Genomic DNA, 22,403 nt, shown 5'->3' with positions numbered 1-22,403 from the left:
ACCTCAACCTGCCGCAGCTTCGTGACAATCTCTTCCGGCTTGTGCCGCTTCGTAGCCATTCTGATCCTCCGTTTTCCTAAACATAACGGCGGACCACTTCATTGGGGGAGGATCACCAATGAGCGCGGGCCACTTGTGTACGTCCTTGCGCACCAGCGGACTATCCGGGTCTGTGAGGTGCGAAAACATGAGCCGGAGTTGGTCCCCAGAGAACGCCTTACGGCCTTCATCATCACTGCGCGCGGTTCGTTTCAGCCGGAGCCCGCGAAAGACGTTGTCGGCGGCATATCCGTTGTCCACTGCCCAGCCGAAGAAGTGCTGCATGTGCCCAAGATAGACGTTCATGGTGCGGGCTGCGATGCGTTCAATGCCGGGTACCTCCAGCATGTCTAGCAGCGGCAAGTCTCTGGTCTTCGGGTTCTTGCTCCGGTTCTTGGGCAGCTTGAACAGCGCCGCTTTGACCTCCTGAGCATCCGCCTTCCTCATGTCTGCCGGGGGCTTGTCTCCGGTGAGCTTCGACATGAGGGCAAGTGCGTCGCGCTTCTCGCCATCGGTCTTGGCGGCAAGAGCCTTGGTCCGCTCCAACTCAGCGAAATACCGCGCCAGCACGTCTGCGAAGGGCAGTAACTTGGTTTCGGTCGCAGGCTTGCTCGCCTTTGCTGGGGCAACGGGTGGCGCTGGGCGGACCTCTTGTTCCAACGTGAGGGTGTTGAACTCCGCTGTGTGCTCAAGAGCTCGCGTGACATATTCCCTGTAGCCCTTCTGCAACTCCGTGACCATGAGGGCGCGCGCGCGGCCTTCTGGTTCCGGGGCAATGCCACGGACGTCGCAAAACGCCCGGAGGAGCCCGTCTGTACCATCGGCGTGGGAAAGGGATGCCCAGCCGTCAGGATCGCCCTCAGCGAGCCCCAGCGAAGCACTGAGCGCGTCTAGGTCCAGATCAGTTGCCGGGCCATCGACGGCGCTTCGCTCCCGGAACTGGCGGAGCAATTGGCCGAAGTGGTCGCGGACGTGTTGACGCATTTCATCGTATCGCATGGCCCGGACCTTTGGCCGGGCGAGGACGCTTTGTCCAGCCACCGCGAGCAGGCGCGCAAGCTGCCCCGCCTGACGAGGCTCCCGGGTGGCCAGCGATACCTTGACGTGCCCGCGCTTCCGGGCCGGGTGACTGGCTGTTGGCAGCGGGTAGCGGAAGTAGAAAATGCCGTGCCGAGAGGCGCTTAGATAGGCAGCAAGGCGCATGATGTGTCCCACCATTGTGGCCCACCGGCGGTTCATGCAGCCTAAGTCTTTGGTTTTGGGGGGAATGGTGGGCGACCCTGGAATCGAACCAGGCATGGGTCTCCCCGGCGGAGTTACAGTCCGCTGCCGCACCTTGCAGCACGTCGCCCGACGCTGGGGGCTGGATACTCAAGCGGTCCGGGGGCGTCAAGCGGGAAAATCTCGGCGATGAGGCAGTCGGCGGGGTTGTTTCCCAAGGCCGGCCGGCGCATTCTCCGCCCCTGCCGCGATGGGGGTCTGACGCATGAAGAAACCGGCCTGGGTGATTGAAAAGGAACGCGCCCGTCGCGCGGCCGCGTCCGAGACCGTGTGGCTCTTCGGGCTCCACGCGGTGCGCGACGCACTGGCCAATCCGGCACGGGAAAAGCTCCGGCTGGTGCTCACCAAGAACGCCGCCGACCGGCTCGGCGAGGCGGTCGCGGCGGGTGGCCTCGCGCCCGAGATCGTCGATCCACGCAAGTTCGACAGCCATGCGCCGCTCGCGCCCGAGAGCGTCCATCAGGGCGCGGCGCTCGAGGTGAAGCCGCTCAACTGGGGCCGGCTCGAGGAGATCGCGGCCAGTGGCGAGGGGCGCGCGCTTGTCGTGCTGCTCGACCGGGTCACCGATCCGCACAACGTCGGCGCGATCCTGCGCTCGGCCGAGGTTTTCGCCGCGCGCGCGGTGATCGCGCCGGCGCGCCATGCAGCTCCCGAGACCGGCGCGCTGGCCAAGACCGCGAGCGGCGCGCTGGAACGCCAGCCGTATCTCCGCGTCGGCAACCTCGCCGAGGCGATGGAGCGGCTGAAGGACATGGGATACGTGCTGATCGGCCTTGACGGCGAGGCCGAGGAGACGCTCGGCGCGGCGGTCGCCGCCGCGGCCGGCCGGCCGGTCGGCCTCGTGCTCGGGGCCGAGGGGCCGGGGCTTCGCAATAAGACCCGCGAGACCTGCGACCGGCTGGCGAAGATCCCCTATCCGGGCGCGTTCGGTTCGCTCAACGTCTCGAACGCGGCAGCGGTGGCGTTGTACGCGGCGGCGGTCGGCTGACACGGGATGACGGCCGATCACGCTCCAGCCGCCTCCGATCACGCTTGCGGGAGGCGGCTTTTCCGGCAGCGTCGAAACGGTCATGGTGTGGACCACGATCGGGCATCCGTCCGAAGGGGATTCGACATGCTTGTGACACGCCGCGCCCTGGTGGCCGCCACCCTGGCCCTGCCCTTTGCCGGGACCGCCTTGAGCCCGGTTTTCGCTCGCGAATCCACGATCTTCGCGCCCGGCGGGGTGGCGATCTCGGGCTATGATCCGGTGGCCTATTTCACCGAAGGCCGCCCGGTGCCCGGGCATGCCGGCCATGCACTCATGTGGCGCGGCGCGACCTGGTATTTCGCCACGGCCACGACGAGGGAAGCCTTCGAAATGAACCCCATCGCGTACACTCCCCAATACGGAGGCCATTGTGCTGGCGCGATGGCGAAGGGCATCGTAGCTGCGTCCGTGCCCGAAGCCTTCGCGGTGTATGACGGACGGCTCTATCTGTACGCTTCGACCGAGGTGCGGACGACTTGGAGCGCCGACATCGCGGCAAATGTCGCAAGCGCCGACGCCACGTGGTCCGCCGCGATCAACCCCTAACATTCTGCCGACGACCTCGGATCCCGGTACGGTTCAGGGAGATTTCGCCTGCACGGCTCCAGAAAGCCGGATGATGCGCTGTGTGGAGGCGCTACGGGAGGCGCGGGCACAGATCATCTGGCTGCCCGGGTGCGGCGCCGCGCTCGTGGCGCATGTACCGATGCGGAACAGCGCCGGGCTGACAGTCCCGGGCGGCCTGCCTCGGCACAACAGCCATGGTGTCGGACTTGATGCATCGCCGATCCTCCGGATCGACCCCGGCGGCTGGCGCCCCATGCCCGAACAGGACGTGAGAGCGCCGGTTGGACTGATCTTCGGCGACTCCGCGCATGCATGCCGGCTGAAAGGCGCGATCGTCAATCGTGGATGGCCGCCCGCCGGAACAGCACGGAAAATCCCCTCCCCATAAACACCGCAAGCGGATCGACGAGGTCTCATGGGGAGCCGAGACAGTCCAGGGCAAGACACATACCGACCAATGCGGCATCAACCGCCGGCCGTCCCTTGTCATCCTGACGATGCGGCGAAAACTCTGCCCGATGGCCAGGGCACGAGGCGAACGCCCCGTGCCGCGACCGCGCCGCGCGGATCGCGGCGCCGTGTCACGGCATTCGCCCGCCGGTCGCGAGCGTCACCTCGTCGGCAGCCCGGCGCACCTCGGCGCCAATTCCCGCCGCGCGATCGGCGGTCAGGCGGAAGGTCGGTCCGGAGACGGAAAGCCCCGCCACCGGCTCGCCGTGGGCGTTGAAGATCGGCGCGGCGACGCAGCGCATGCCGTCGGTCCGTTCCTCGTCGTCGATGGCGAAGCCACGCGACCGAATGCGGGCGAGGTCGGCGATGAGCGCCGGTTCCTCGGCGAGCGATTGCGCGGTGAAGCGCGCGAGCCCCCTCGCGGCGATCGCGCGGACGCGCGCTTCGGGGTACCAGGCCAGGAGCGCCTTGCCGATGCCCGAGGCATGCATCGGGCTGAGCGTGCCCGGCGCGAAGAAGGCGCGGATCGTCTCGTGGGTCTCGACCTGAGCGAGGAACAGCACCTGGTCGCGCATCTCGACGCCGAGATTGGCGGTCTCGCCGGTCTCGCGCATCAGCCGGTCCATCGGCTGGCGTGCCCGCTCGACGACCTTGGTCCGGCGCAGGAACTGCGAGCCGACGCGGTAGGCGCCGCCGCCGACATGCCAGAGCTGGCCGGGCTCCTCCATCTCGACGAAGCCGTGGGTCTGCAGCGTGGTCAGCACCCGGTAGACGGTGGGCGCGGACTGCTCGGTCCTTGCGGCCAGCTCGGAGAGCGTGAGCCCGCCCGCCTCGCTCACCACCTTGAGGATCATCAGCGCCCGGTCGAGCGACTGGATCGTGTTCTCGGCGGTCTTGTCGTGGAAGCTTTTCGGGCGTCCGCGGGGGCGGGATTCGGCCATCTGTGACATCCTTCCGGCAAGTACGTGAAATCTCATTTCAGTATATGAAAAACGAAATATTCAGTGATTTCAATGATAAAAGTGTATTTTTCGTATTATGAAAAATAATTTCGAAAAAATTGTGCAAGTGACGGCGCGGCCGTAATCTCTCACACAACCCGAACAAAGCGAGGCACCGATGTCTTTCCAGAACCCGGTCTTCATCCCCGGCCCGACCAACATCCCGGAAGCGATCCGCAAGGCCGTCGACATGCCGACGATCGACCACAGATCGCCCCTCTTCGGCGAGATCCTGCACCCCGCGCGCGCCAACGTGCGGGAGGTCCTGCGCTCGCAGGCGGCGGAGATCTTCTTCTTCCCCTCGACCGGCACCGGCGGCTGGGAAACCGCGCTCACCAACACGCTGTCGCCCGGCGACAAGGTTCTGGCGGCGCGGAACGGCATGTTCTCCCATCGCTGGATCGACATGTGCCGCCGCCACGGGCTCGAGGTCGAGGTGGTCGAGACCGCCTGGGGCGAGGGCGTCCCCGCCGACCGCTTCGAGGCGATCCTGACGGCCGACAAGGGTCACGCGATCAAGGCCGTCCTCGCGACCCATAACGAGACCGCGACCGGCGTCCGCTCCGATATCGCGGCGGTGCGCCGCGCGATGGATGCGGCGAAGCATCCCGCGCTTCTCTTCGTCGATGGCGTGTCCTCGATCGGCTCGATGGACTTCCGCATGGACGACTGGGGCATCGATATCGCCGTGACCGGCAGCCAGAAGGGCTTCATGCTGCCCGCCGGCCTCGCGATCCTCGGCTTCTCGGGGAAGGCGAAGAAGGCAGGCGAGGCGGCGACCCTGCCCCGGACCTTCTTTGACATCCGCGACATGGAGAAGAGCTATGCCGCGAACGGCTATCCCTACACGCCGGCCGTCGGCCTCCTGAACGGGCTGAAGCTCGCGACCGACATGCTTCTGGCCGAGGGGCTCGACAATGTCTTCGCCCGCCATCACCGCATCGCGGAAGGTGTGCGCCGCGCGGTCGGCGCCTGGGGGCTCACGCTTTGCGCCGCCACGCCGGAGCTTTACTCCGACACGGTCAGCGCGATCCGCACGCCCGAAGGGTTCAACGCGACCGATATCGTCAGCCGCGCCGCAAAGGAGTATGGTGTGGCCTTCGGCACCGGCCTCGGCGAGGTCGCGGGCAAGGTGTTCCGCATCGGCCATCTGGGCAGCCTGACCGATGTCATGGCGCTCTCCGGCATCGCCGCGGCCGAGATGGTCATGGTCGATCTCGGACTGCCAATCACGCTCGGCTCGGGCGTCGCGGCGGCACAGGACTTTTACCGCCACGGGGCGCCCGCGAAGAAGGCGGCCGCATGAAGGACACGGACATGTATATCCCGACCTATCAGGACATGCTTGATGCCCATGAGCGCATCAGGCCGCATATCCGCCGCACGCCGGTGCGGACCTCGGATTACCTCAACGAACTGACCGGCGCCGAGCTTTTCTTCAAGTGCGAGAACTTTCAGGAGCCGGGCGCCTTCAAGGTGCGCGGCGCCACCAACGCGGTGTTCGGACTGAGCGAAGATCAGGCGGCGAAGGGCGTGGCGACGCATTCCTCTGGCAACCATGCCTCGTGCCTTTCCTATGCGGCGATGCTCAGGGGCATTCCCTGCAACGTGGTCATGCCGCACACCGCGCCGCAGGCCAAGAAGGACACCGTGCGCCGCTACGGCGGAAAGATCACCGAATGCGAGCCCTCGACCTCGTCGCGCGAGGCTACCTTCGCCAAGGTGCAGGAAGAAACCGGCGGCGATTTCGTCCATCCCTACAACGATCCCAGGGTCATCGCCGGTCAGGGGACCTGTTCCAAGGAGTTGATCGAGCAGACCGACGGGCTTGACATGGTGGTCGCGCCGATCGGCGGCGGCGGCATGATCTCCGGCACCTGCCTGACGCTTGCAACGCTGGCTCCGGAGACGAAGGTCATCGCCGCCGAACCGGAACAGGCAGACGACGCCTACCGGAGTTTCAAGGCCGGCCACATCATCGCCGACGATGCGCCGAAGACCGTCGCCGACGGGCTCCTCGTGCCGCTGAAGGACCTGACGTGGCACTTCGTGAAGAACCACGTCAGCGACATCCTCACCGCGTCCGACCCCGAGATCGTCGACGCGATGAAGCTCACCTGGAAGCACCTGCGCGTGGTGATGGAGCCGTCCTCGGCGGTCCCGCTCGCCACGATCCTGAAAAACCCGAATGTATTCAAAGGCAAGCGCGTCGGCGTGATCATCACCGGCGGCAATGTCGATCTGGACAGACTGCCCTGGATGAAGGGCTGAGGAGGTTAAGATGAACGCACCCGTGAATATCGACCGGCTCGAGGTCGGCTACGACATCCCGGCCAAGCCCGGCATGGACGAGAAGGACATCCAGACCCCCTGCCTGGTGCTCGACCTCGACGCGCTGGAGCGCAACATCAAGAAAATGGGCGACTATGCCAAGGCGCACGGGATGCGCCACCGGGTCCACGGCAAGATGCACAAGTCGGTCGACGTGGCGAAGCTGCAGGAGAAGCTCGGCGGCGCGGTCGGCGTGTGCTGCCAGAAGGTCAGCGAGGCGGAAGTGTTCGTCCGCGGCGGCATCAAGGATGTGCTCGTCTCCAACCAGGTGCGCGATCCGGCGAAGATCGACCGGCTGGCGCAGCTGCCGAAACTCGGCTCCCGCATCATCGTCTGCGTCGACGATCTCGCCAACGTGGCGGAGCTGTCGCAGGCCGCGGTGAAGCATGGCACCGAGCTTGAGGTCTTCGTCGAGATCGACTGCGGCGCCGGGCGCTGCGGGGTGACGACGACCGAGGACGTCGTCGCCATCGCCAAGGCCGTGGACGCGGCGCCGAACCTCAAATTCACCGGCATCCAGGCCTATCAGGGCGCGATGCAACACATGGACAAGTACGAGGACCGAAAGGCCAAGCTCGACGTGGCCATCGCGATGGTCAAGGACGCGGTCGAGGGGCTGAAGGCCGCGGGGCTGGCGCCCGAACTGGTCTCGGGCGGCGGCACGGGGTCCTACTATTTCGAAAGCAATTCAGGGGTTTACAACGAACTCCAGTGCGGCTCCTACGCCTTCATGGATGCCGATTACGGCCGCATCCTCGACGAAGACGGCAAGCGGATCGATCAGGGTGAGTGGGAGAACGCCTTCTTCATCCTGACCCAGGTGATGAGCCACACCAAGCCCGACAAGGCGATCTGCGACGCCGGCCTGAAGGCGCAGTCGGTCGACAGCGGCCTGCCGGTCATCTTTGGCCGCGACGACGTCAAGTACATCAAATGCTCGGACGAGCACGGCGTCATCGAGGACCCGGCGGGCGTTCTGAAGGTGGGCGACAAGCTCCGGCTGGTGCCGGGCCACTGCGACCCGACCGCGAATGTCCATGACTGGTACGTCGGCGTCAGGGGCGGCAAGGTCGAGAGCGTCTGGCCGGTCTCGGCCCGCGGCAAGGCCTACTGACACCGGCGTCCGGAACGCGTGCAGCGAACGTGCTGCACGCGTACACATATCGTACCGACATCCGCATACCCGAGGTTCCGTCCATGCTCATTGTCCCCGAATCCGAAATCGCCGCGCTGGTCTCGCCCGAGGCCGCCTTCACCGCCGTCGAGGAGGTCTTCGCCGCGATGGCGCGCGGCGAGGCCTACAACTTCCCGGTCATCCGCGAGGCGCTCGGCGAGGGGCGGCAATACGGGTTCAAGTCCGGTCTCGACCGCAAGGGCGCGGTGATGGGGGTGAAGTCGGGCGGCTATTTCCCCGGCAATGCCGGGCGCGGCATCCCGAACCACCAGTCGACGGTGTTCCTCTTCGACCCCGAGAGCGGGCGGCCGACGGCGGTGGTGGGGGGCAATCTCCTGACCGCGCTCCGCACGGCGGCCGCGGCGGCGATCTCGGTCGACCGGCTGGCGCGGAAGGATGCGAAGGTCCTGGGCATGGTCGGGGCCGGGCATCAGGCGCAGTTCCAGCTGCGCGCCGCGGCGCGGGTTCGGGACTTCGAGCGGGTCATCGCCTGGAACTACCATCCGGAGATGCTGCCGAAGCTCGGCGAGGTCGCGGCCGAACTTGGCTTGCCCTTCGAGGCGGTGCCTCTGGATCGGATGACCGAGGCCGACGCGATCGTCACCGTCACCTCCTCGCCCGCCGCCTCGCTGATGGAGGCGCACGTGAGCCCGGGCACGCATGTCGCGTGCATGGGCACCGACACCAAGGGCAAGCAGGAGGTCGAGCCCGCGCTTCTCGCCCGTGCAAGGGTCTTCACCGACGAGGTGGCGCAATCGGTCACCATCGGCGAGGCGCAGCACGCGATTGCCGAGGGGCTGATCGCAGAGGCCGACATCACGCCGATCGGCACGGTCATCGCCGGGATGGCGGCGGGGCGGCAGTCCGAAGATGAGATCACGCTCTTCGACGGCACCGGCGTCGGGCTCCAGGACCTTGCGGTGGCGGGCGCGGCGGTGCGGCTCGCGGCCGAGAAGGGCGTGGCTGTGTCGGTTACAATATAGGGCTTCCCCGTCCCGCCCGGTCTGCTTTACTCGGGCGGAGCGGAAGGGGAGGCAGATATGACGGTGCGCGTCGCCATCAACGGGTTCGGCCGGATCGGGCGGTCGGTGCTGCGCGCGGCGCTTTCGGGCGCGGGCGGCAAGGGCATCGAGATCGTCGCGGTCAACGACATCGCGACGCCCGAGATGGCGGCCTATCTCTTCGAATACGATTCCACCTTCGGCCCCTGGAAGGGCGAGGTGCAGCTGGAGGACGGCGCGCTCGTCATCGACGGAAGGCGGATCCGCCTGACCGGGACGCGGGATCTCTCGACGCTCGACCTGTCCGGCATCGACGTGGTGATGGAATGCACCGGGCTCGGCGGCGAGCGTTCCTTCGCGGAGGCCGGACTCCGCGCCGGCGCGGGTCGGGTGCTGGTCTCGGGCCCCTCGAAGACCGCCGATTTCACGCTGGTGCTCGGCGCCAACGAGGAGCGGCTGGAACCCGAGCACCGGATCGTCTCGAACGCCTCCTGCACCACGAACGCGCTGGCGCCGCTGGTGCGGCTGATCGAGCGGGAATGGGGAGTGGAGACCGGCTGGATGACGACGATCCACTGCTATACCGGCAGCCAGCCCACGGTCGACGCGCCGGGCAAGGAATATGCGCGGAGCCGGGCGGCGGCGCTGTCGATGGTGCCGACGACGACCTCGGCGCAGAGGCTCCTTGACATCGTCCTGCCCGAGATCGCCGGGCGGATCGAGGGCGCGGCGGTGCGGGTGCCGGTGGCCTCGGTGTCCGCCGTCGATCTTTCCGTGATGGCACGGGCGAAGCCGGGGCGCGAGGCGGTCAACGCGGCGCTCAAGGCCGCGGGCGGGGTGATCGGCTGGACCGAGAGGCCGCTCGTCTCCTCGGACCTGCGCGCACGGCCCGAGAGCATCGTGATGGCGCTGCCCGAGACCCATGTGACCGCGGGCGGGCTGATCCGGGTCTTCGGCTGGTACGACAACGAATGGGGCTTTTCCAACCGCATGCTCGACGCGGCGCGGCTGATGGCGTCACGCCCCGCGTGACGCCATCTCAGGCTGTGGCCGGTGCGCAAGCACAGGCCACAGCGTATGACTTGCGTCCGGAAGGGACGCTCCGCCGGATCAGTCGTCGATCGTGTCCGGCAAGACGAGGTTCAGCACCACCGCGATGATCGCGGTCGGCAGCAGGCCCGAGGTCATGAGGATCTGCGCGGTCTTTGGCAGGTGCTGCAGCGCCCCGGGCTCCAGTTGCAGCCCGAACCCGACCGACAGCGCGATGGCGAAGATCACCATGTTGCGGCGGTTCCAGGTCACGTCCGAAAGCATGTTGACGCCGGCCGCGGCGACCATGCCGAACATCACGATCACGCCGCCGCCGAGGACATTGATCGGCACGGTCTGTATCACCGCGCCGATCTTCGGAATGAGCCCACAGACGATCAGGAACAGGGCACCGATGGTGACGACGTGGCGGCTCATTACGCCGGTCATGGCAATGAGCCCGACGTTCTGGCTGAAGGAGGTGTTGGGAAGGCCGCCGAAGATGCCGGCCACGGCGGTGCCGAGCCCGTCGGCAAAGGTCGCGCCGGCGATCTCCGTGTCGGTCGCCTCGCGCCCCGCGCCGCCCTTGGTGATGCCTGAGGTGTCGCCCACCGTCTCGATCGCCGAGACGACCGCCATCAGGCACATGCCGATGACGATCGCGCCATTGAGCTCGAAGCCCCATGCGAAGGGCAGCGGCGGAGCGAAAAGGGCGGCCCCCGCGACCCGGCCGAAATCCACCTGCCCCAACGCCAGCGCCACGATGTAGCCCACGATGATGCCGATCAGGACCGCCGCCACCGCGAGGAAGCCACGGGTGAAGAATTTCAACGCCAGCGTCACCGTGATGACCACGAGGGCCGGAAACCACATCGCGAGCGAGCCGTATTCCGGCTTGCCGACGAGCGGCACGCCGCCCGCCGCGTACTGGATGCCGACCTTGATGAGCGCGAGCCCGATCATCAGGACGATGAGCCCGGTCACCAGCGGCGGCAGCGCGTAGCGGATACGGCCGATGACGAAGCCGAGGCAGAAATGGAAGCAGCCGCCGATGACGACGCCCGTCATCAATCCGGCAAGCCCCGCGGTGCCGAGCCCGGCGACCGCCGGGATCATGATCGGCACGAAGGCGAAGCTCGTCCCCTGCACGATCGGCAGACGCGCGCCGACCGGGCCCATGCCGATCGTCTGGAAGAGCGTGGCGATCCCGGCGAAGAGCATCGACATCTGGATCATGTAGAGCATCGGCGCGAGATCGTCGGAGCCGAAGCCGACGCCGGCAGCGCCCGCGACGATGATCGCGGGCGTCACGTTCGAGACGAACATCGCCAGCACATGCTGGATGCCGAGCGGCACGGCCTTGGCCAGGGGCGGCGTGTAGTCGGGGTCGCGGAGCTGGTCCGGCGTCCCGATGGAAACATCGGTCATGCGTCTCTCCCTCTCCGTCGCGCGTCTTGGGGCCGTTGTCCGGCCTTCATCAGCCGTTGGACGCCACGAGCCAGGGCGTCGGGAACCAGTGTTCCTCAAGATTGGGCGTGTCGCCGATGCGGTCGATCACGGCGAAGAGGCCGGGGGCGTGAAGGGGTGTTAGGACGCCGTGCCAGATGTTCCTGAGAAGGTTGATCCCCTGCCCCGGCGCGGTGAGGAAGGCGCGCGGGCGTCCGGGGGTGCCCCCCTCGTCGGGGGCGACGATCACGAGGAACGGGTCGAGGGACATCGGGAGGAAGGCCTGGCTGCCCTCGGGGTGGCGTTCGACCATGTCGAGCGCATAGGGCAGCGCGCGGGACTCGGCCTTGAAGATCGAGATCCCGGCGCGGCCGCCGGGGCCGAAGTCGAGCCGGGCGCGGTCGTGGTAGCGGCCGCAGAGGCCCTGGTTGATGAGCCGGTCGGGCGCGCCGGCGGCGTCGAGCACGTCGCCGAAGGGGGCGAAGCTTTCCCCGCTGAGGGGTTCGGTTCGGATCGGTGCCGTCATCGTCGTCCCTTGCGTCGCGGCCGGGGGTTTCACACCCCCGGACCCCCGTGGGGTATTTTGGCAATGAAGAAGCGGCGAGCCGGGTTCATCGCCCGAAGGCGCCGGGGCCCCTGAGTTTCGCGTGGCGGTTGACGTCCTTGTAGAGAAGGTAGCGGAACGGGCCGGGGCCGGCGGCGTAGCAGGCTTGCGGGCAGTAGGCGCGGAGCCACATGAAGTCGCCCGCCTCGACCTCGACCCAGTCCTGGTTGAGCTTGTAGACCGCCTTGCCCTCGAGGACGTAAAGCCCGTGTTCCATCACATGGGTTTCCTCGAAGGGAATGACCCCGCCGGGCTGGAAGGTGACGATGTTGACATGCATGTCGTGGGCGAGGTCTTCGGGGTCGGCGAAGCGGGTCGTCGCCCAGCGGCCGCCGGTGTCGGGCATCGCGACGGGCGTGATCTCGCGGTCCGAGGTGACGAAGGCCTTCGGCGCGGCGAGGCCGGCGGCATATTCGTAGAGCTTGCGGATCCAGTGGAAATGCGCGGTGTGATCGGTGCCGTTGCGGATCTTCCAGTCGGTGCCGGGCGGGATATAGGCATAGCCGCCGGGGCCGAGGTCGTGCTCCTCGCCATCGAGCGAGAGCCAGATCTCGCCTTTCGTGACGAAGATCACGCCCTCGGCGACCGGGTCGGGTTCGGGCACGTCGGAGCCGCCGCCGGGTCCGACCTCCATGACGTACTGGCTGAAGGTCTCGGCGAAGCCCGACATCGGCCGGGCGATCATCCAGAGTCGGGTGTCGGTCCAGCCGGGAAGCGCGCTCGTCACGATGTCGGAGAAGCAACCCTTTGGGATGACGCAATAGGCCTCGGTGAAGATGGCGCGGCCGGTCATCAGGCTCGTCTGCGGCGGCAGGCCGCCCGGGGGGGCATGGTAGGGTGTCATCGGGGCAGCATGTCCTTGAGGCGGAAACCGGCGATGCGTTCGACCTGCTGGCAGGCCTCGGCGAATTCGGCATCGCTGTCGTTGTCGAGGCGGCGCTGGAAGGCGGCGAGGATCGAGGCCCTGTCGTGGTCACGCACGGCGATGATGAAGGGGAAGCCGTGGCGGTTCATGTAGGCCGCGTTGAGTTCGGTGAAGGTCGTGCGTTCGGTATCGGTGAGCGCGTCGAGCCCGGCGCCGGCCTGTTCGGCGGTCGACTCGGCTGTCAGCCGTTTGGCGGCGGCGAGCTTGCCGGCGAGGTCGGGATGGGCGGTCAGCACGCCGAGCCGCTCGGCGCGGGAGGCGGAGCGGAAGATCCTCGCAAGGGCGTTGTGAAGGCCCGCCGCGGTGTCGTGGGCGGGGCCGAGTTCGAGGGCCCAGGCACGTTCGGCGATCCACGGAGAATGCTCGAAGACCCCGCCGAAACGGGCGGTGAAGGCGGCTTTGTCCATCCGGCTCGGCCGGTCGAAGCGCTTGGGCGGGTGGGTTTCGGCCCAGTGGCGCGCGATGTCGCGGCGGCGCGGGAACCAGACGCCGTCGTGGCCCTTCGCGTAGTCGAGGAAGCGTTTCAGCCCGGCGATCTTGCCGGGCCGGCCGATCAGGCGGCAATGGAGTCCGACGGACATCATCTTCGCCGCACCCGCCGCGCCTTCGGCGTAGAGCGTGTCGAAGGCGTCCTTGAGATAGGTGAAGAACTGCTCGCCCTCGATATATCCCGGCGCGGTGGCGAAGCGCATGTCGTTGGCCTCGAGCGTGTAGGGGATGACGAGCTGGTCGCGCTCGCCCACCTCGATCCAGTAGGGAAGGTCGTCGTCATAGGTGTCGGAGATCCAGTCAAAGCCCTGCTCGGCCGTCAGCCGTACCGTGTTGACCGAGCAGCGCCCGGTGTACCAGCCGGTCGGGCGGCTCCCCGTGACCTCGGTATGGAGCCGGATCGCCTCGGTGATCTGGGCGCGTTCCTCTGCCTCGGGCATGTCGCGGTGCTCGACCCATTTCAGCCCGTGACTGGCGATCTCCCAGCCGGCAGATGCCATCGCGGCGACCTGTTCGGGGTTGCGCGCCAGCGCGGTGGCGACGCCGTAGATGGTGACCGGAATGTCGAGCGAGGTGAAAAGCCGGTGGAGCCGCCAGAAGCCGGCGCGGGCGCCGTAGTCGTAGATCGATTCCATGTTCCAGTGGCGCTGGCCGGGCCAGGGCTGGGCGCCGGGAATGTCGGAGAGGAAGGCCTCGGAGGCGGCGTCGCCATGCAGGATCGAGTTCTCGCCGCCCTCCTCGTAGTTCAGGACGAGGCTCACCGCGATCCTGGCGCCGCCGGGCCAGGTCGCATCGGGCGGGGTGGGTCCGTAGCCGGACATGTCGCGGGGGTAACGGTTCATACTTGGCCCTTTGCCTCTGCTCCGGTTCCAGTCTTAGCCGCTGCCGCGCCGCAATATTATCAATAAAAAACTGAAAGACTTGATGGACGCAGGGGTGGTCGCCTTTCCCCCCGCCCGGGGCCATGATGCGGGAGACGGCAGAAGGAGGACGACGATGGCCGAGGGCTACCTGACGACGCATGTGCTCGATACCGCGCGGGGGGTGCCGGCGGCGGGGCTGGAGATCGAGCTTTTCACGGTCGCGGGCGAAGAGCGGCGGTCGCTCGCGCGGATGGTGACGAATGCGGACGGGCGCACCGACAGCCCGATCCTGCCCAAGGGCGCCTTCGCAGTCGGGGTCTATGAGCTTGTCTTCCGCGCCGGGGCCTATCTCGACGCGGCGGGGGCCGCGCCGGAAGCGCCGCGCTTTCTCGACGAGATCCCGATCCGGTTCGGGATCTCGGATCCGGAGGCGCATTACCATGTGCCGCTCCTGCTCTCGCCTTTCGGCTACGGGACCTATCGCGGCAGCTGAGGCGGGCAGTCGGGCGCTGCGGTTGCCCCCGGCGGCCGGGGGCATCGGCACTTGCCGGATCGGCTCGACGGTTGGCGCCGGGGAAGGGGCGACGTCCGCCTGCCGCTACCCGGCCGCCTCGCGCCGGCACGCGCGCCCCGCCGATTCGCCGGTCGGGCCTGCGTCCCGGCGCAGCCGCGCTTGCGGCCGGCCGTTAGTGATCACAACTGCGCGACACGGTCTTTCATTATTGCGTCTCTACACTACATAGTTGTTTTGAAGCGTGGCACCGGAACAGCTGCGCTTCTTATCACTGTCCCTCGTTCCGCGACTGGCGCCCGTCCTCTTGGATCGGGCGCCTTTTTCTGGCAGATCACCCACATGACCGAGTATTCCGACGGCTTCCTGCGCGACATCCTCACGTCGACCCGCGTGATCGCGGCGGTCGGCGTTTCACCCAACCCGGTGCGGCCCTCGCATTATGTGGCGCGATATCTGGGGCAGAAGGGGTTCACGGTGATCCCGGTCAATCCCGGCCATGCCGGCGAGGAGATCCTCGGCCAGCGGGTCTATGCCGACCTCGGCGCGATCCCGAAGGCGGCTCGGGTCGACATGGTGGACATCTTCCGCCGCGCCGAATCGGTACCGGGGATCGTGGAGGCGGCGCTGGCGGAACTGCCGGACCTCAGGACGATCTGGATGCAGGTCGGCGTCAGCCACCCCGAGGCCGCGGCGCGGGCCAGGGCGGCGGGGCTCAGGGTGGTGCAGAACCGCTGCCCGAAGATCGAGTACCAGCGGCTTTTCGGCGAGCTCCGGATGGGTGGCTTCGCTACCGGGGTGATCTCGTCGCGGCTCTGAGCAGCGGTCAGCCGCGCGACGCCTTTTCGGCGAGGCCGGAGAGGCCCTCGCGGCGGTCAAGCTCCGCAAGCACCTCGTCGAGTGTCACGTCGCGGGCGGCGAGCATGACGAGGAGGTGGTAGAGCACGTCCGCCGCCTCGGCGGTGAGCCGAGCACGGTCGCCCTTCACCGCCTCGATGATCGCCTCGACCGCCTCCTCGCCGAACTTCTCGGCGCATTTCTCCGGCCCCTTGGCGAGGAGCTTCGCGGTCCAGGAGGTGTCGGGGTCGGCGCCCTTGCGGGCGGCAATGGTGGCGGCGAGCCGGTCGAGCGTGGTCATTCGAGCCTCATCGGGATGCCGGCGGCGGCCATGTGCTCCTTGGCCTCGCGGATCGTGTAGTCGCCGAAATGGAAGATCGAGGCGGCGAGGACCGCGGAGGCATGGCCCTCGGTCACGCCCTCGACGAGATGGTCGAGCGTGCCGACGCCGCCGGAGGCGATCACCGGGATATCCACGGCATCGGCGATGGCGCGGGTGAGCGGCAGGTTGAACCCGGCGCGCGTGCCGTCGCGGTCCATAGAGGTCAGCAGGATCTCGCCCGCCCCTTTTGCCGCGACGGTGCGGGCGAACTCGACCGCGTCGATGCCGGTGGGCTTGCGACCGCCGTGGGTGAAGATCTCCCAGCGGCCGGGCTCGACAGTCTTGGCGTCGATCGCCACGACGATGCACTGGCCGCCGAAGCGGTCGGCGGCCTCGGCAACGACGTCGGGGTTGGCCACGGCGGCGGAGTTGAACGAGACCTTGTCGGCGCCAGCGAGGAGGAGCGCGCGCACGTCCTCATGCGTGCGGACCCCGCCGCCGACGGTGAGCGGGATGTAGCACTGTTCGGCGGTGCGGGTGACGAGGTCGTACATTGTGCCGCGGTTCTCATGGGTGGCATGGATGTCGAGGAAACAGAGCTCGTCAGCACCCGCCGCGTCATAGGCCTTGGCGGCCTCGACCGGGTCGCCGGCGTCGATCAGGTTGACGAAGTTCACGCCCTTGACGACGCGGCCATCGGCGACATCGAGGCAGGGGATGATGCGGGTCTTGAGCATGGCGGGTCCTCTCGGCCCCTCCTAGCGCGGGCGGGCGCGGGGGGGAAGGGGTTTCGTCCCGGCTGCGCCGGGCCGACCCGCCGGGGCGGCGCTGCCTCCCCGGACCCCTCCGGGATATTTCCGGCAAGATGAAGGGGCGGGGTTCTGCCGATCACGGCAACTTTTCTTGGCAAGGCCGGGGCAAGGCCCGACCCTTGCGGGGCCACGAGAAAAAGGGGGTACGAGATGAAACCGCTCGTTTTTGCGATCCTGTCCGCGATCGTCGCGCTGCCGGCGGGTGCCGAGGTGACCCGTGTCGCGGCGCAAGGCAGCGTGCCGGAGGTCATGGACCGGCTCGAGGCCGCGGTCGGCGGCGCCGGGGCCACGGTCTTCGCGCGCGTCGATCATGGCGCCGGGGCGGCGAGCGTGGAGATGGAACTTGGTGCCTCGGAACTGCTGATCTTCGGCAACCCCGCGCTCGGCACGCCGGCGATGCAGGCCGATCCGCTGGCCGGGCTCTATCTGCCGCTCAAGGTGTTGGCTTACGAGGATAGCGAGGGCGGGGTCTGGCTCGCCTACGAGGAGCCGGCCGACATGTTCGAGGGGCTCGGCGTGCCCGCCGATGCCGAGGTGCTGGCGAAGATGTCGGGCGCGCTCGGCAAGCTGACGGCCGCCGCGGCGGGCGGTTAGGTCCGGAGCGCGGCGAGAGCCTCTGCAAGATCGATGGCACCGTCGTAGAGCGCCCGGCCCGAGATCGCCCCGGCGATGGAGCCGGTATCGCGGAGCGTGATCAGATCGGCGAGCGTGGAGACGCCGCCGGAGGCGATGACCGGGATCGAGACCGCACGGGCCAAGGCCTCGGTGGCGGCGATGTTCGGCCCCTTCATCGCGCCGTCGCGCAGGATATCGGTGTAGATGATCGCGGCGACGCCGGCATCCTCGAAGCTTCTCGCCAGATCGGTGACCATCACGTCGGTCTCCTCTGCCCACCCCTTGGTCGCGACGCGGCCGTTTCGCGCGTCGATGCCGACCGCGACCTTGCCCGGGAAGGCGCGGGCCGCCTCGCGGACGAGGTCCGGGTTCTCGACCGCCACGGTGCCGAGGATCACCCGGGCGAGGCCCTTGTCGAGCCAGGTCTCGATCGTTCTCATGTCGCGGATGCCGCCGCCAAGCTGGGCGGGCACCTTGACGCGGGCGAGGATCGCCTCGACCGCGGCGGCGTTCACCGGCTGGCCGACGAAGGCGCCATTGAGGTCGACGAGATGCAGCCATTCGCAGCCCGCCGCCTCGAACTTCGCGGCTTGCGCGGCGGGGTCGTCGCCGAAGACGGTGGCCTTGTCCATCTCGCCATGCAGGAGCCGCACGCACTGGCCGTCCTTGAGGTCGATGGCGGGATACAGGATCATGGCGGGTCTCCGGACGTGATGCGGGGGCCTCTTGCCACAGCGGACGGGCGATTGCAAAGGTGCATCAACGCAGCGTCACGCTGGACCGGGACGCGATCCTCGGCGAATGATCCGGGCGGTTTCAGGGAGGACTGAAAAGATGAAGATACTCGCATTCGCCGCAGCACTCGCGCTCGTCGCCGGGGCCGCGGCGGCCGATCCGGTCGAGGGCATGTGGAAGACCAAGCCCGACGACAACGGAAATTACGGCCATGTCGAGATCGCACCCTGCGGTGCGGCGTTCTGCGGCGTGCTGGTCAAGGCTTTCGACGGGGCGGGCAAGGAGCTCGACTCGCCCAATGTCGGCAAGCGCATTGTCTGGGACATGACCGCGGGCGGCGACGGCGCCTATGGCGGCGGCAAGGTCTGGGCGCCGGACCGGGACAAGACCTATCGCTCGAAGATGCAGTTGTCGGGCGACAGCCTCGCGGTGTCGGGCTGCGTGCTTGGCGGCGTGATCTGCCGCGCCTCGGACTGGACGCGGGTGAAGTGAGATTGCCGGCGCGATAGCGGCACGGCGCCACTGGCAAATACCCGGTGGCGTCCCCATCTTCCCCGCGTGGGGCCGGCGCCTCGGCCCCTTGCATGGAGGGGGCTGCCATGCGTATTCGCGGGATTCTCTTCGCGGTGGGTGTCGGCGCGTGCCTCGGCACCGCCGCTTTGGCCGATCCGATCCTCGGTACCTGGCAGGTCGAGCCCGACCACAAGGGCCAGATCGGGCTCGTCGTCATCCGCCGCTGCGGCGAGGCTTTCTGCGGCCGCGTGATGCAGGTATTCGACCGCGCCGGAAAGAGCGTGGTGACCCGCTCAATGGGCCGCGACCTGTTCTGGGACCTGAAACCGAACGGAAACGGCACCTATTTCGGCGGCCGGGTCTGGGTGCCGCTACACGACAAGGTCTATGACGCGAAGGCGCGGCTCAAGGGAGACCAGCTGATCGTGCGCGGCTGCGTCGGCCCGGTCTGCGACGGCCAGACCTGGAACCGGATCTACTGAGACCCGGGTTCAGCCGAAGACCGACCAGCCGGTGCGGCGGGCGAGCAGTTCGACCGCCTCGGTCCCGAGCTTGGAATTGCCCTGCGCGTTCAGCCCCGGCGACCAGACGGCGATCGCGGCGCGGCCCGGCGCGATGACGAGGATGCCGCCGCCGACGCCGGACTTGCCCGGCAGGCCGACCCGGTAGGCGAAATCGCCCGAGCCGTCGTAATGGCCGCAGGTCATCATCAGCGCGTTGATCCGGCGTACCCGGTCCGCGGACACCATGCGCGGCATGCCGGGTGCGGCCATCAGGAAGCGACCGGCGCGGGCAAGCTGGGTGCAAGTCATCTCGACCGCGCATTGGTGGAAATAGGCGCCGAGCGTCAGCTCCGGCGGGTTTTCGAGATTGCCATGCGCGCGCAGGAAATGCGCGAGCGCGAAGTTGCGGTGGCCGGTCTCGGTCTCGGACCGCGCCACGGAATCGTCGATATGGATGCCGTCGTCCTCCGCCGCCGCGCGGATGAAGCGCAGGAGCTCGCCGAGATATTCCCGCGGCGCGTGGCCGGCGAGGACCGCGTCGGTCACCACGATGGCCCCGGCATTGATGAACGGGTTGCGGGGAATGCCGCGCTCGTGTTCGAGCTGGAGGATCGAGTTGAAGGCGAGGCCCGAGGGCTCTCGGCCGACCCTAGACCAGAGCCGGTCGCCGAGCCGGCCGAGCGCGAGGGCGAGCGCGAAGACCTTGGAAACCGACTGGATCGAGAACGGCACCGCCGCGTCGCCGACCGAATGCTCGGAGCCATCGGCTAGAACGACGCTCATGCCGAACCGGCCGGGATCCACCTCGGCCAGTTCGGGGATGTAGTCGGCGACCCTGCCGCGATCCGCGCTTCGGCCCACCGTCTCGTGGATCTCGCGCAGGATCGCGGCGATGTCGGTCATGGCCGCCACTTGAGGAAGTTGGCGATCAGCCTCAGGCCGGTCGCCTGACTTTTTTCGGGGTGGAACTGGACGCCGACCATGTTGTCGCGGCCGACGATCGCGGTGATGTCGCCGCCATAGTCGCAATGGGCCAGCCGGTGCGCCGGGTCGGCGACGCGGAAATGGTAGGAATGGACGAAATAGGCGTGCTTGCCGGACTCGATCCCGTCGAGAACCGGGTGCGGATGGTCGATGATGAGGTCGTTCCAGCCCATATGCGGCACCTTGAGCGCGGCATCCTCGGGCGCGATCTTCACCACCTCGCCGGCGATCCAGCCGAAGCCCCCGGTCTCGGTGTACTCCATACCGCGGGTCGCCATCATCTGCATGCCGATGCAAATGCCGAGGAACGGGCGGCCGCGTTCCGTCACCGCCTCCTCGATCGCCTCGAAGAGCCCGGTGAAGCGGTCGAGCGCGGCGCGGCAGGACGGGAAAGCGCCGTCGCCCGGCAGCACGATCCGGTCGGCGCGGGCCACATCCTCGGGCTTCGAGGAGACGAGCACCCTGCCCGCCCCGGTCTCGGTCGCCATGCGGCTCATCGCCTTTTCGGCGGAATGGAGATTGCCCGAATCGTAGTCGACGAGAACCGTGAGCATGGGACTAGAGCGCGCCCTTGGTCGAGGGCAGCACACCTTCCGCGCGCGGATCAGGCTCCACCGCCATCCGCAGCGCCTTCGCCACGGCCTTGAAGGCGGCCTCGGCGATGTGGTGGCTGTTGATCCCGTGCACCCGGTCGACATGCAGCGTGATGCCGCCGTGGGTCGACAGCGCCTGGAAGAACTCGCGCACGAGCTCGGTGTCGAACGCGCCGATCTTGGCGGTCGGGAAATCGAGGTTCCAGACAAGGTAGGGCCGCCCCGACAGGTCGAGCGCGCAGGCCACCTGCGCGTCGTCCATGGCGAGCGCGAAATGACCGTAGCGACGGATGCCCTTCTTGTCGCCGAGCGCCTTGGCCAGCGCCTGGCCGAGCGCGATGCCGCAGTCCTCGACCGTGTGGTGGTCGTCGATGTGAAGATCGCCCTTGGCGCGGACCTTGAGGTCGATCAGCGAATGCCGCGACAGCTGGTCGAGCATGTGGTCGAAGAACCCGACCCCCGTTTCGTTCGAATAGCTGCCGCTACCGTCGAGATCGATTCCCACCGTGATCTCGGTCTCGGCCGTCTTCCGGCTGATCGTGGCCTTGCGCATTAACGCCTCCATCTTCCGCGGCGAGTTATAGGGGCGCGCCGCAGCCAAGGAAAGGGCCGCTTTCCGTAGCGTGATGAGCGATTCTCCGCGCCGTCGGGCCTGGAGGCGCGGCGGCAATCCGCGCAGCGGCAGCCATTCGCCGAAATTCCCGATCTTCGCCACATTTTAGCCCCGCGCCGTCGCGTGTACTGGGCGCGGGGGTTCCAAAGGAGGCCAAATGGCTCGACAGACCGCTTTGCGCGGCCGGATCGCTATTGCCGCCGGCAGCGCCCGCTATCTCTTTGCCCGCGTACTTTGTGGGCTTACACTTGCCACCGCCGTGGCGACTTCTGCTGATGTCGCCATGGCTGCCGGCCCGGGAGAGCCGGCGCAGCTGCCGACCCGCAAGGCCATCGCCGCGCCGCAGGGCTTTGCCGGCGTCTGCGACCGCTACGGTTGGGCCTGCGCCCGCACTCAGGGCAGCGCCGCCGGCGCGGGACAGCAGTTGACGCTCGCCAAGGCCGTCAACAGCGCGGTCAACCGCAAGTACCGGCAGGTCTCGGATCAGAAACAGTACGGGAGCGCGGAAGTCTGGGCGCTGCCCACGGCGCGCGGCGGCGATTGCGAGGACTTCGTCCTGGCCAAGAAGCTGCACCTGATCGAGAAGGGAATCCCCGCAGAGCGGCTCTTGATGGCGACCGTGCTCGACACCAAACGCTCGCCGCATGCGGTGCTCGTCCTGCGGCTGGATGCCGGGGACTATGTGCTCGACAACCTCAAGGACCAGATCAAGCCCTGGCACAAGACCGGATACAGCTTCCTGATGATGCAAAACCCGCGCGCTCCCCATAGCTGGGAAGCCGTCTTGGCTGGCGGGGTCTTCTCCGGGCGCCGTCTCTAACCGCCACCGGTTCCAGACGATACAGGGCGCGGCTTTCCGCCGCGCCCTGTGAACCGTCCACCCTAAGCTACCACTTACATCTTACTTCCGGCCACCGGGATTGTCGGTACCGGTGTCGTTGCCTTGCCCGCCCGGATTCGTGCCGTCGCCGCCGCCGGAATGGTTGTTGCCACCGTTGCCACCGTTGCCACCGTTGCCGCCGTTGCCACCGTTGCCGCCGTTGCCGCCGTTGCCGCCGTTGCCGCCGTTGCCGCCGTTGCCGCCGTTGCCGCCGTTGCCGCCGTTGCCGCCGTTGCCGCCGTTGCCGCCGTCATC

26 protein-coding genes and 1 tRNA gene are annotated in these 22,403 nt (G+C 67.7%); 13 read left to right on the top strand and 14 right to left on the bottom strand.

The window, feature by feature from the left end; all coding sequences use genetic code 11:
- Positions 1 to 3: 3 nt before the first annotated feature.
- Both OM960_RS23725 and OM960_RS23720 read right to left on the bottom strand, forming a co-directional pair.
- Positions 4 to 1,257, bottom strand: a complete 1,254-nt coding sequence (locus OM960_RS23725; protein WP_264773710.1) for a DUF6538 domain-containing protein — start codon at positions 1,255 to 1,257, stop codon at positions 4 to 6.
- A 50-nt stretch (positions 1,258 to 1,307) separates the two neighbouring features.
- Positions 1,308 to 1,391: transfer RNA gene (locus OM960_RS23720), tRNA-Tyr, on the bottom strand.
- A gap of 134 nt (positions 1,392 to 1,525) precedes the next feature.
- Between OM960_RS23720 and rlmB the strand changes: the two genes are divergently transcribed.
- Complete coding sequence (gene rlmB / locus OM960_RS23715; protein ID WP_264773709.1) at positions 1,526 to 2,308, top strand: 23S rRNA (guanosine(2251)-2'-O)-methyltransferase RlmB; 783 nt, start codon at positions 1,526 to 1,528, stop codon at positions 2,306 to 2,308.
- A gap of 126 nt (positions 2,309 to 2,434) precedes the next feature.
- On the top strand, positions 2,435 to 2,896 hold the full coding sequence (locus OM960_RS23710) for a YHS domain-containing (seleno)protein (protein WP_263334274.1): 462 nt from the start codon (positions 2,435 to 2,437) through the stop codon (positions 2,894 to 2,896).
- A gap of 602 nt (positions 2,897 to 3,498) precedes the next feature.
- Here the strand turns inward: OM960_RS23710 and bhcR are convergent.
- On the bottom strand, positions 3,499 to 4,308 hold the full coding sequence (gene bhcR, locus OM960_RS23705) for an HTH-type transcriptional regulator BhcR (RefSeq protein ID WP_354003580.1): 810 nt from the start codon (positions 4,306 to 4,308) through the stop codon (positions 3,499 to 3,501).
- A 178-nt stretch (positions 4,309 to 4,486) separates the two neighbouring features.
- Here bhcR and bhcA point away from each other — a divergent pair, with 178 nt between their 5' ends.
- The 5 genes from bhcA (at position 4,487) to OM960_RS23680 (ending at position 9,906) form a co-directional block, all read left to right on the top strand.
- Positions 4,487 to 5,674 (top strand): L-aspartate--glyoxylate aminotransferase BhcA, encoded by a 1,188-nt coding sequence (bhcA, locus tag OM960_RS23700; RefSeq protein WP_264773707.1) that lies wholly within the window; start codon positions 4,487 to 4,489, stop codon positions 5,672 to 5,674.
- The gene (bhcB, locus tag OM960_RS23695; protein ID WP_263334268.1) at positions 5,671 to 6,639 is read left to right on the top strand and encodes a beta-hydroxyaspartate dehydratase BhcB; all 969 of its coding nucleotides are present in this window, start codon (positions 5,671 to 5,673) and stop codon (positions 6,637 to 6,639) included. The genes bhcA and bhcB overlap by 4 nt, the downstream gene beginning before the upstream one ends.
- A 10-nt stretch (positions 6,640 to 6,649) precedes the next feature.
- Complete coding sequence (bhcC, locus tag OM960_RS23690) at positions 6,650 to 7,813, top strand: 3-hydroxy-D-aspartate aldolase BhcC (RefSeq protein WP_263334267.1); 1,164 nt, start codon at positions 6,650 to 6,652, stop codon at positions 7,811 to 7,813.
- 83 nt (positions 7,814 to 7,896) lie between these two features.
- On the top strand, positions 7,897 to 8,856 hold the full coding sequence (gene bhcD, locus OM960_RS23685; RefSeq protein ID WP_263334265.1) for an iminosuccinate reductase BhcD: 960 nt from the start codon (positions 7,897 to 7,899) through the stop codon (positions 8,854 to 8,856).
- A gap of 57 nt (positions 8,857 to 8,913) precedes the next feature.
- On the top strand, positions 8,914 to 9,906 hold the full coding sequence (locus OM960_RS23680) for a type I glyceraldehyde-3-phosphate dehydrogenase (RefSeq protein ID WP_263334263.1): 993 nt from the start codon (positions 8,914 to 8,916) through the stop codon (positions 9,904 to 9,906).
- Positions 9,907 to 9,984: 78 nt separating this feature from the next.
- Here the strand turns inward: OM960_RS23680 and OM960_RS23675 are convergent, their stop codons facing one another.
- The 4 genes from OM960_RS23675 to puuE all read right to left on the bottom strand — a co-directional run bounded on the left by OM960_RS23675 (position 9,985) and on the right by puuE (position 14,209).
- The gene (locus tag OM960_RS23675) at positions 9,985 to 11,331 is read right to left on the bottom strand and encodes a uracil-xanthine permease family protein (RefSeq protein ID WP_264773706.1); all 1,347 of its coding nucleotides are present in this window, start codon (positions 11,329 to 11,331) and stop codon (positions 9,985 to 9,987) included.
- Positions 11,332 to 11,380: 49 nt separating this feature from the next.
- Positions 11,381 to 11,875: an ureidoglycolate lyase gene (locus OM960_RS23670; RefSeq protein WP_263334259.1), complete on the bottom strand. Its 495-nt coding sequence runs from the start codon at positions 11,873 to 11,875 to the stop codon at positions 11,381 to 11,383.
- A gap of 85 nt (positions 11,876 to 11,960) precedes the next feature.
- Positions 11,961 to 12,797, bottom strand: a complete 837-nt coding sequence (locus OM960_RS23665) for a bifunctional allantoicase/(S)-ureidoglycine aminohydrolase (protein WP_264773705.1) — start codon at positions 12,795 to 12,797, stop codon at positions 11,961 to 11,963.
- Positions 12,794 to 14,209, bottom strand: a complete 1,416-nt coding sequence (gene puuE, locus OM960_RS23660; protein ID WP_264773704.1) for an allantoinase PuuE — start codon at positions 14,207 to 14,209, stop codon at positions 12,794 to 12,796. The genes OM960_RS23665 and puuE overlap by 4 nt, the downstream gene beginning before the upstream one ends.
- A 154-nt stretch (positions 14,210 to 14,363) precedes the next feature.
- Between puuE and uraH the strand changes: the two genes are divergently transcribed.
- Positions 14,364 to 14,723 (top strand): hydroxyisourate hydrolase, encoded by a 360-nt coding sequence (gene uraH / locus OM960_RS23655; protein WP_263334254.1) that lies wholly within the window; start codon positions 14,364 to 14,366, stop codon positions 14,721 to 14,723.
- A gap of 360 nt (positions 14,724 to 15,083) precedes the next feature.
- The gene (locus OM960_RS23650; RefSeq protein WP_263334252.1) at positions 15,084 to 15,560 is read left to right on the top strand and encodes a CoA-binding protein; all 477 of its coding nucleotides are present in this window, start codon (positions 15,084 to 15,086) and stop codon (positions 15,558 to 15,560) included.
- 7 nt (positions 15,561 to 15,567) lie between these two features.
- Here OM960_RS23650 and OM960_RS23645 read toward each other — a convergent pair whose 3' ends face one another.
- Positions 15,568 to 15,879 (bottom strand): phosphoribosyl-ATP diphosphatase, encoded by a 312-nt coding sequence (locus OM960_RS23645; protein ID WP_263334250.1) that lies wholly within the window; start codon positions 15,877 to 15,879, stop codon positions 15,568 to 15,570.
- Positions 15,876 to 16,637, bottom strand: coding sequence for an imidazole glycerol phosphate synthase subunit HisF (gene hisF / locus OM960_RS23640; protein WP_263334249.1), 762 nt, complete (start codon positions 16,635 to 16,637; stop codon positions 15,876 to 15,878). Before hisF ends, OM960_RS23645 begins: the two co-directional genes overlap by 4 nt.
- A 225-nt stretch (positions 16,638 to 16,862) precedes the next feature.
- Here hisF and OM960_RS23635 point away from each other — a divergent pair, with 225 nt between their 5' ends.
- Positions 16,863 to 17,306 (top strand): DUF302 domain-containing protein, encoded by a 444-nt coding sequence (locus OM960_RS23635; RefSeq protein WP_264773703.1) that lies wholly within the window; start codon positions 16,863 to 16,865, stop codon positions 17,304 to 17,306.
- Here the strand turns inward: OM960_RS23635 and hisA are convergent.
- The gene (hisA, locus tag OM960_RS23630; protein ID WP_264773702.1) at positions 17,303 to 18,022 is read right to left on the bottom strand and encodes a 1-(5-phosphoribosyl)-5-[(5-phosphoribosylamino)methylideneamino]imidazole-4-carboxamide isomerase; all 720 of its coding nucleotides are present in this window, start codon (positions 18,020 to 18,022) and stop codon (positions 17,303 to 17,305) included. The genes OM960_RS23635 and hisA overlap by 4 nt on opposite strands.
- A gap of 139 nt (positions 18,023 to 18,161) precedes the next feature.
- Between hisA and OM960_RS23625 the strand changes: the two genes are divergently transcribed.
- Positions 18,162 to 18,554: a DUF2147 domain-containing protein gene (locus tag OM960_RS23625; protein ID WP_263334243.1), complete on the top strand. Its 393-nt coding sequence runs from the start codon at positions 18,162 to 18,164 to the stop codon at positions 18,552 to 18,554.
- 107 nt (positions 18,555 to 18,661) lie between these two features.
- Positions 18,662 to 19,057 (top strand): DUF2147 domain-containing protein, encoded by a 396-nt coding sequence (locus OM960_RS23620; RefSeq protein WP_263334241.1) that lies wholly within the window; start codon positions 18,662 to 18,664, stop codon positions 19,055 to 19,057.
- A 9-nt stretch (positions 19,058 to 19,066) separates the two neighbouring features.
- Here OM960_RS23620 and OM960_RS23615 read toward each other — a convergent pair whose 3' ends face one another.
- The 3 genes from OM960_RS23615 to hisB are packed head-to-tail and all read right to left on the bottom strand — an operon-like array spanning position 19,067 to position 21,208.
- Positions 19,067 to 19,981 (bottom strand): glutaminase, encoded by a 915-nt coding sequence (locus OM960_RS23615; RefSeq protein ID WP_263334240.1) that lies wholly within the window; start codon positions 19,979 to 19,981, stop codon positions 19,067 to 19,069.
- On the bottom strand, positions 19,978 to 20,616 hold the full coding sequence (gene hisH / locus OM960_RS23610; protein WP_264773701.1) for an imidazole glycerol phosphate synthase subunit HisH: 639 nt from the start codon (positions 20,614 to 20,616) through the stop codon (positions 19,978 to 19,980). Before hisH ends, OM960_RS23615 begins: the two co-directional genes overlap by 4 nt.
- 4 nt (positions 20,617 to 20,620) lie before the next feature.
- The gene (gene hisB / locus OM960_RS23605) at positions 20,621 to 21,208 is read right to left on the bottom strand and encodes an imidazoleglycerol-phosphate dehydratase HisB (RefSeq protein ID WP_263334236.1); all 588 of its coding nucleotides are present in this window, start codon (positions 21,206 to 21,208) and stop codon (positions 20,621 to 20,623) included.
- A 217-nt stretch (positions 21,209 to 21,425) separates the two neighbouring features.
- Here hisB and OM960_RS23600 point away from each other — a divergent pair, with 217 nt between their 5' ends.
- Positions 21,426 to 22,088 (top strand): transglutaminase-like cysteine peptidase, encoded by a 663-nt coding sequence (locus tag OM960_RS23600; protein WP_263334235.1) that lies wholly within the window; start codon positions 21,426 to 21,428, stop codon positions 22,086 to 22,088.
- 81 nt (positions 22,089 to 22,169) lie between these two features.
- Here the strand turns inward: OM960_RS23600 and OM960_RS23595 are convergent.
- Positions 22,170 to 22,403, bottom strand: a 234-nt coding sequence (locus OM960_RS23595; protein WP_264773700.1) for a hypothetical protein, incomplete at its 5' end; no start/stop codon positions are given.

It is taken from the genome of Defluviimonas salinarum (assembly GCF_026013545.1).
Lineage (GTDB): Bacteria > Pseudomonadota > Alphaproteobacteria > Rhodobacterales > Rhodobacteraceae > Albidovulum > Albidovulum salinarum.
This window is presented reverse-complemented; position numbering and strand designations above follow the sequence as displayed.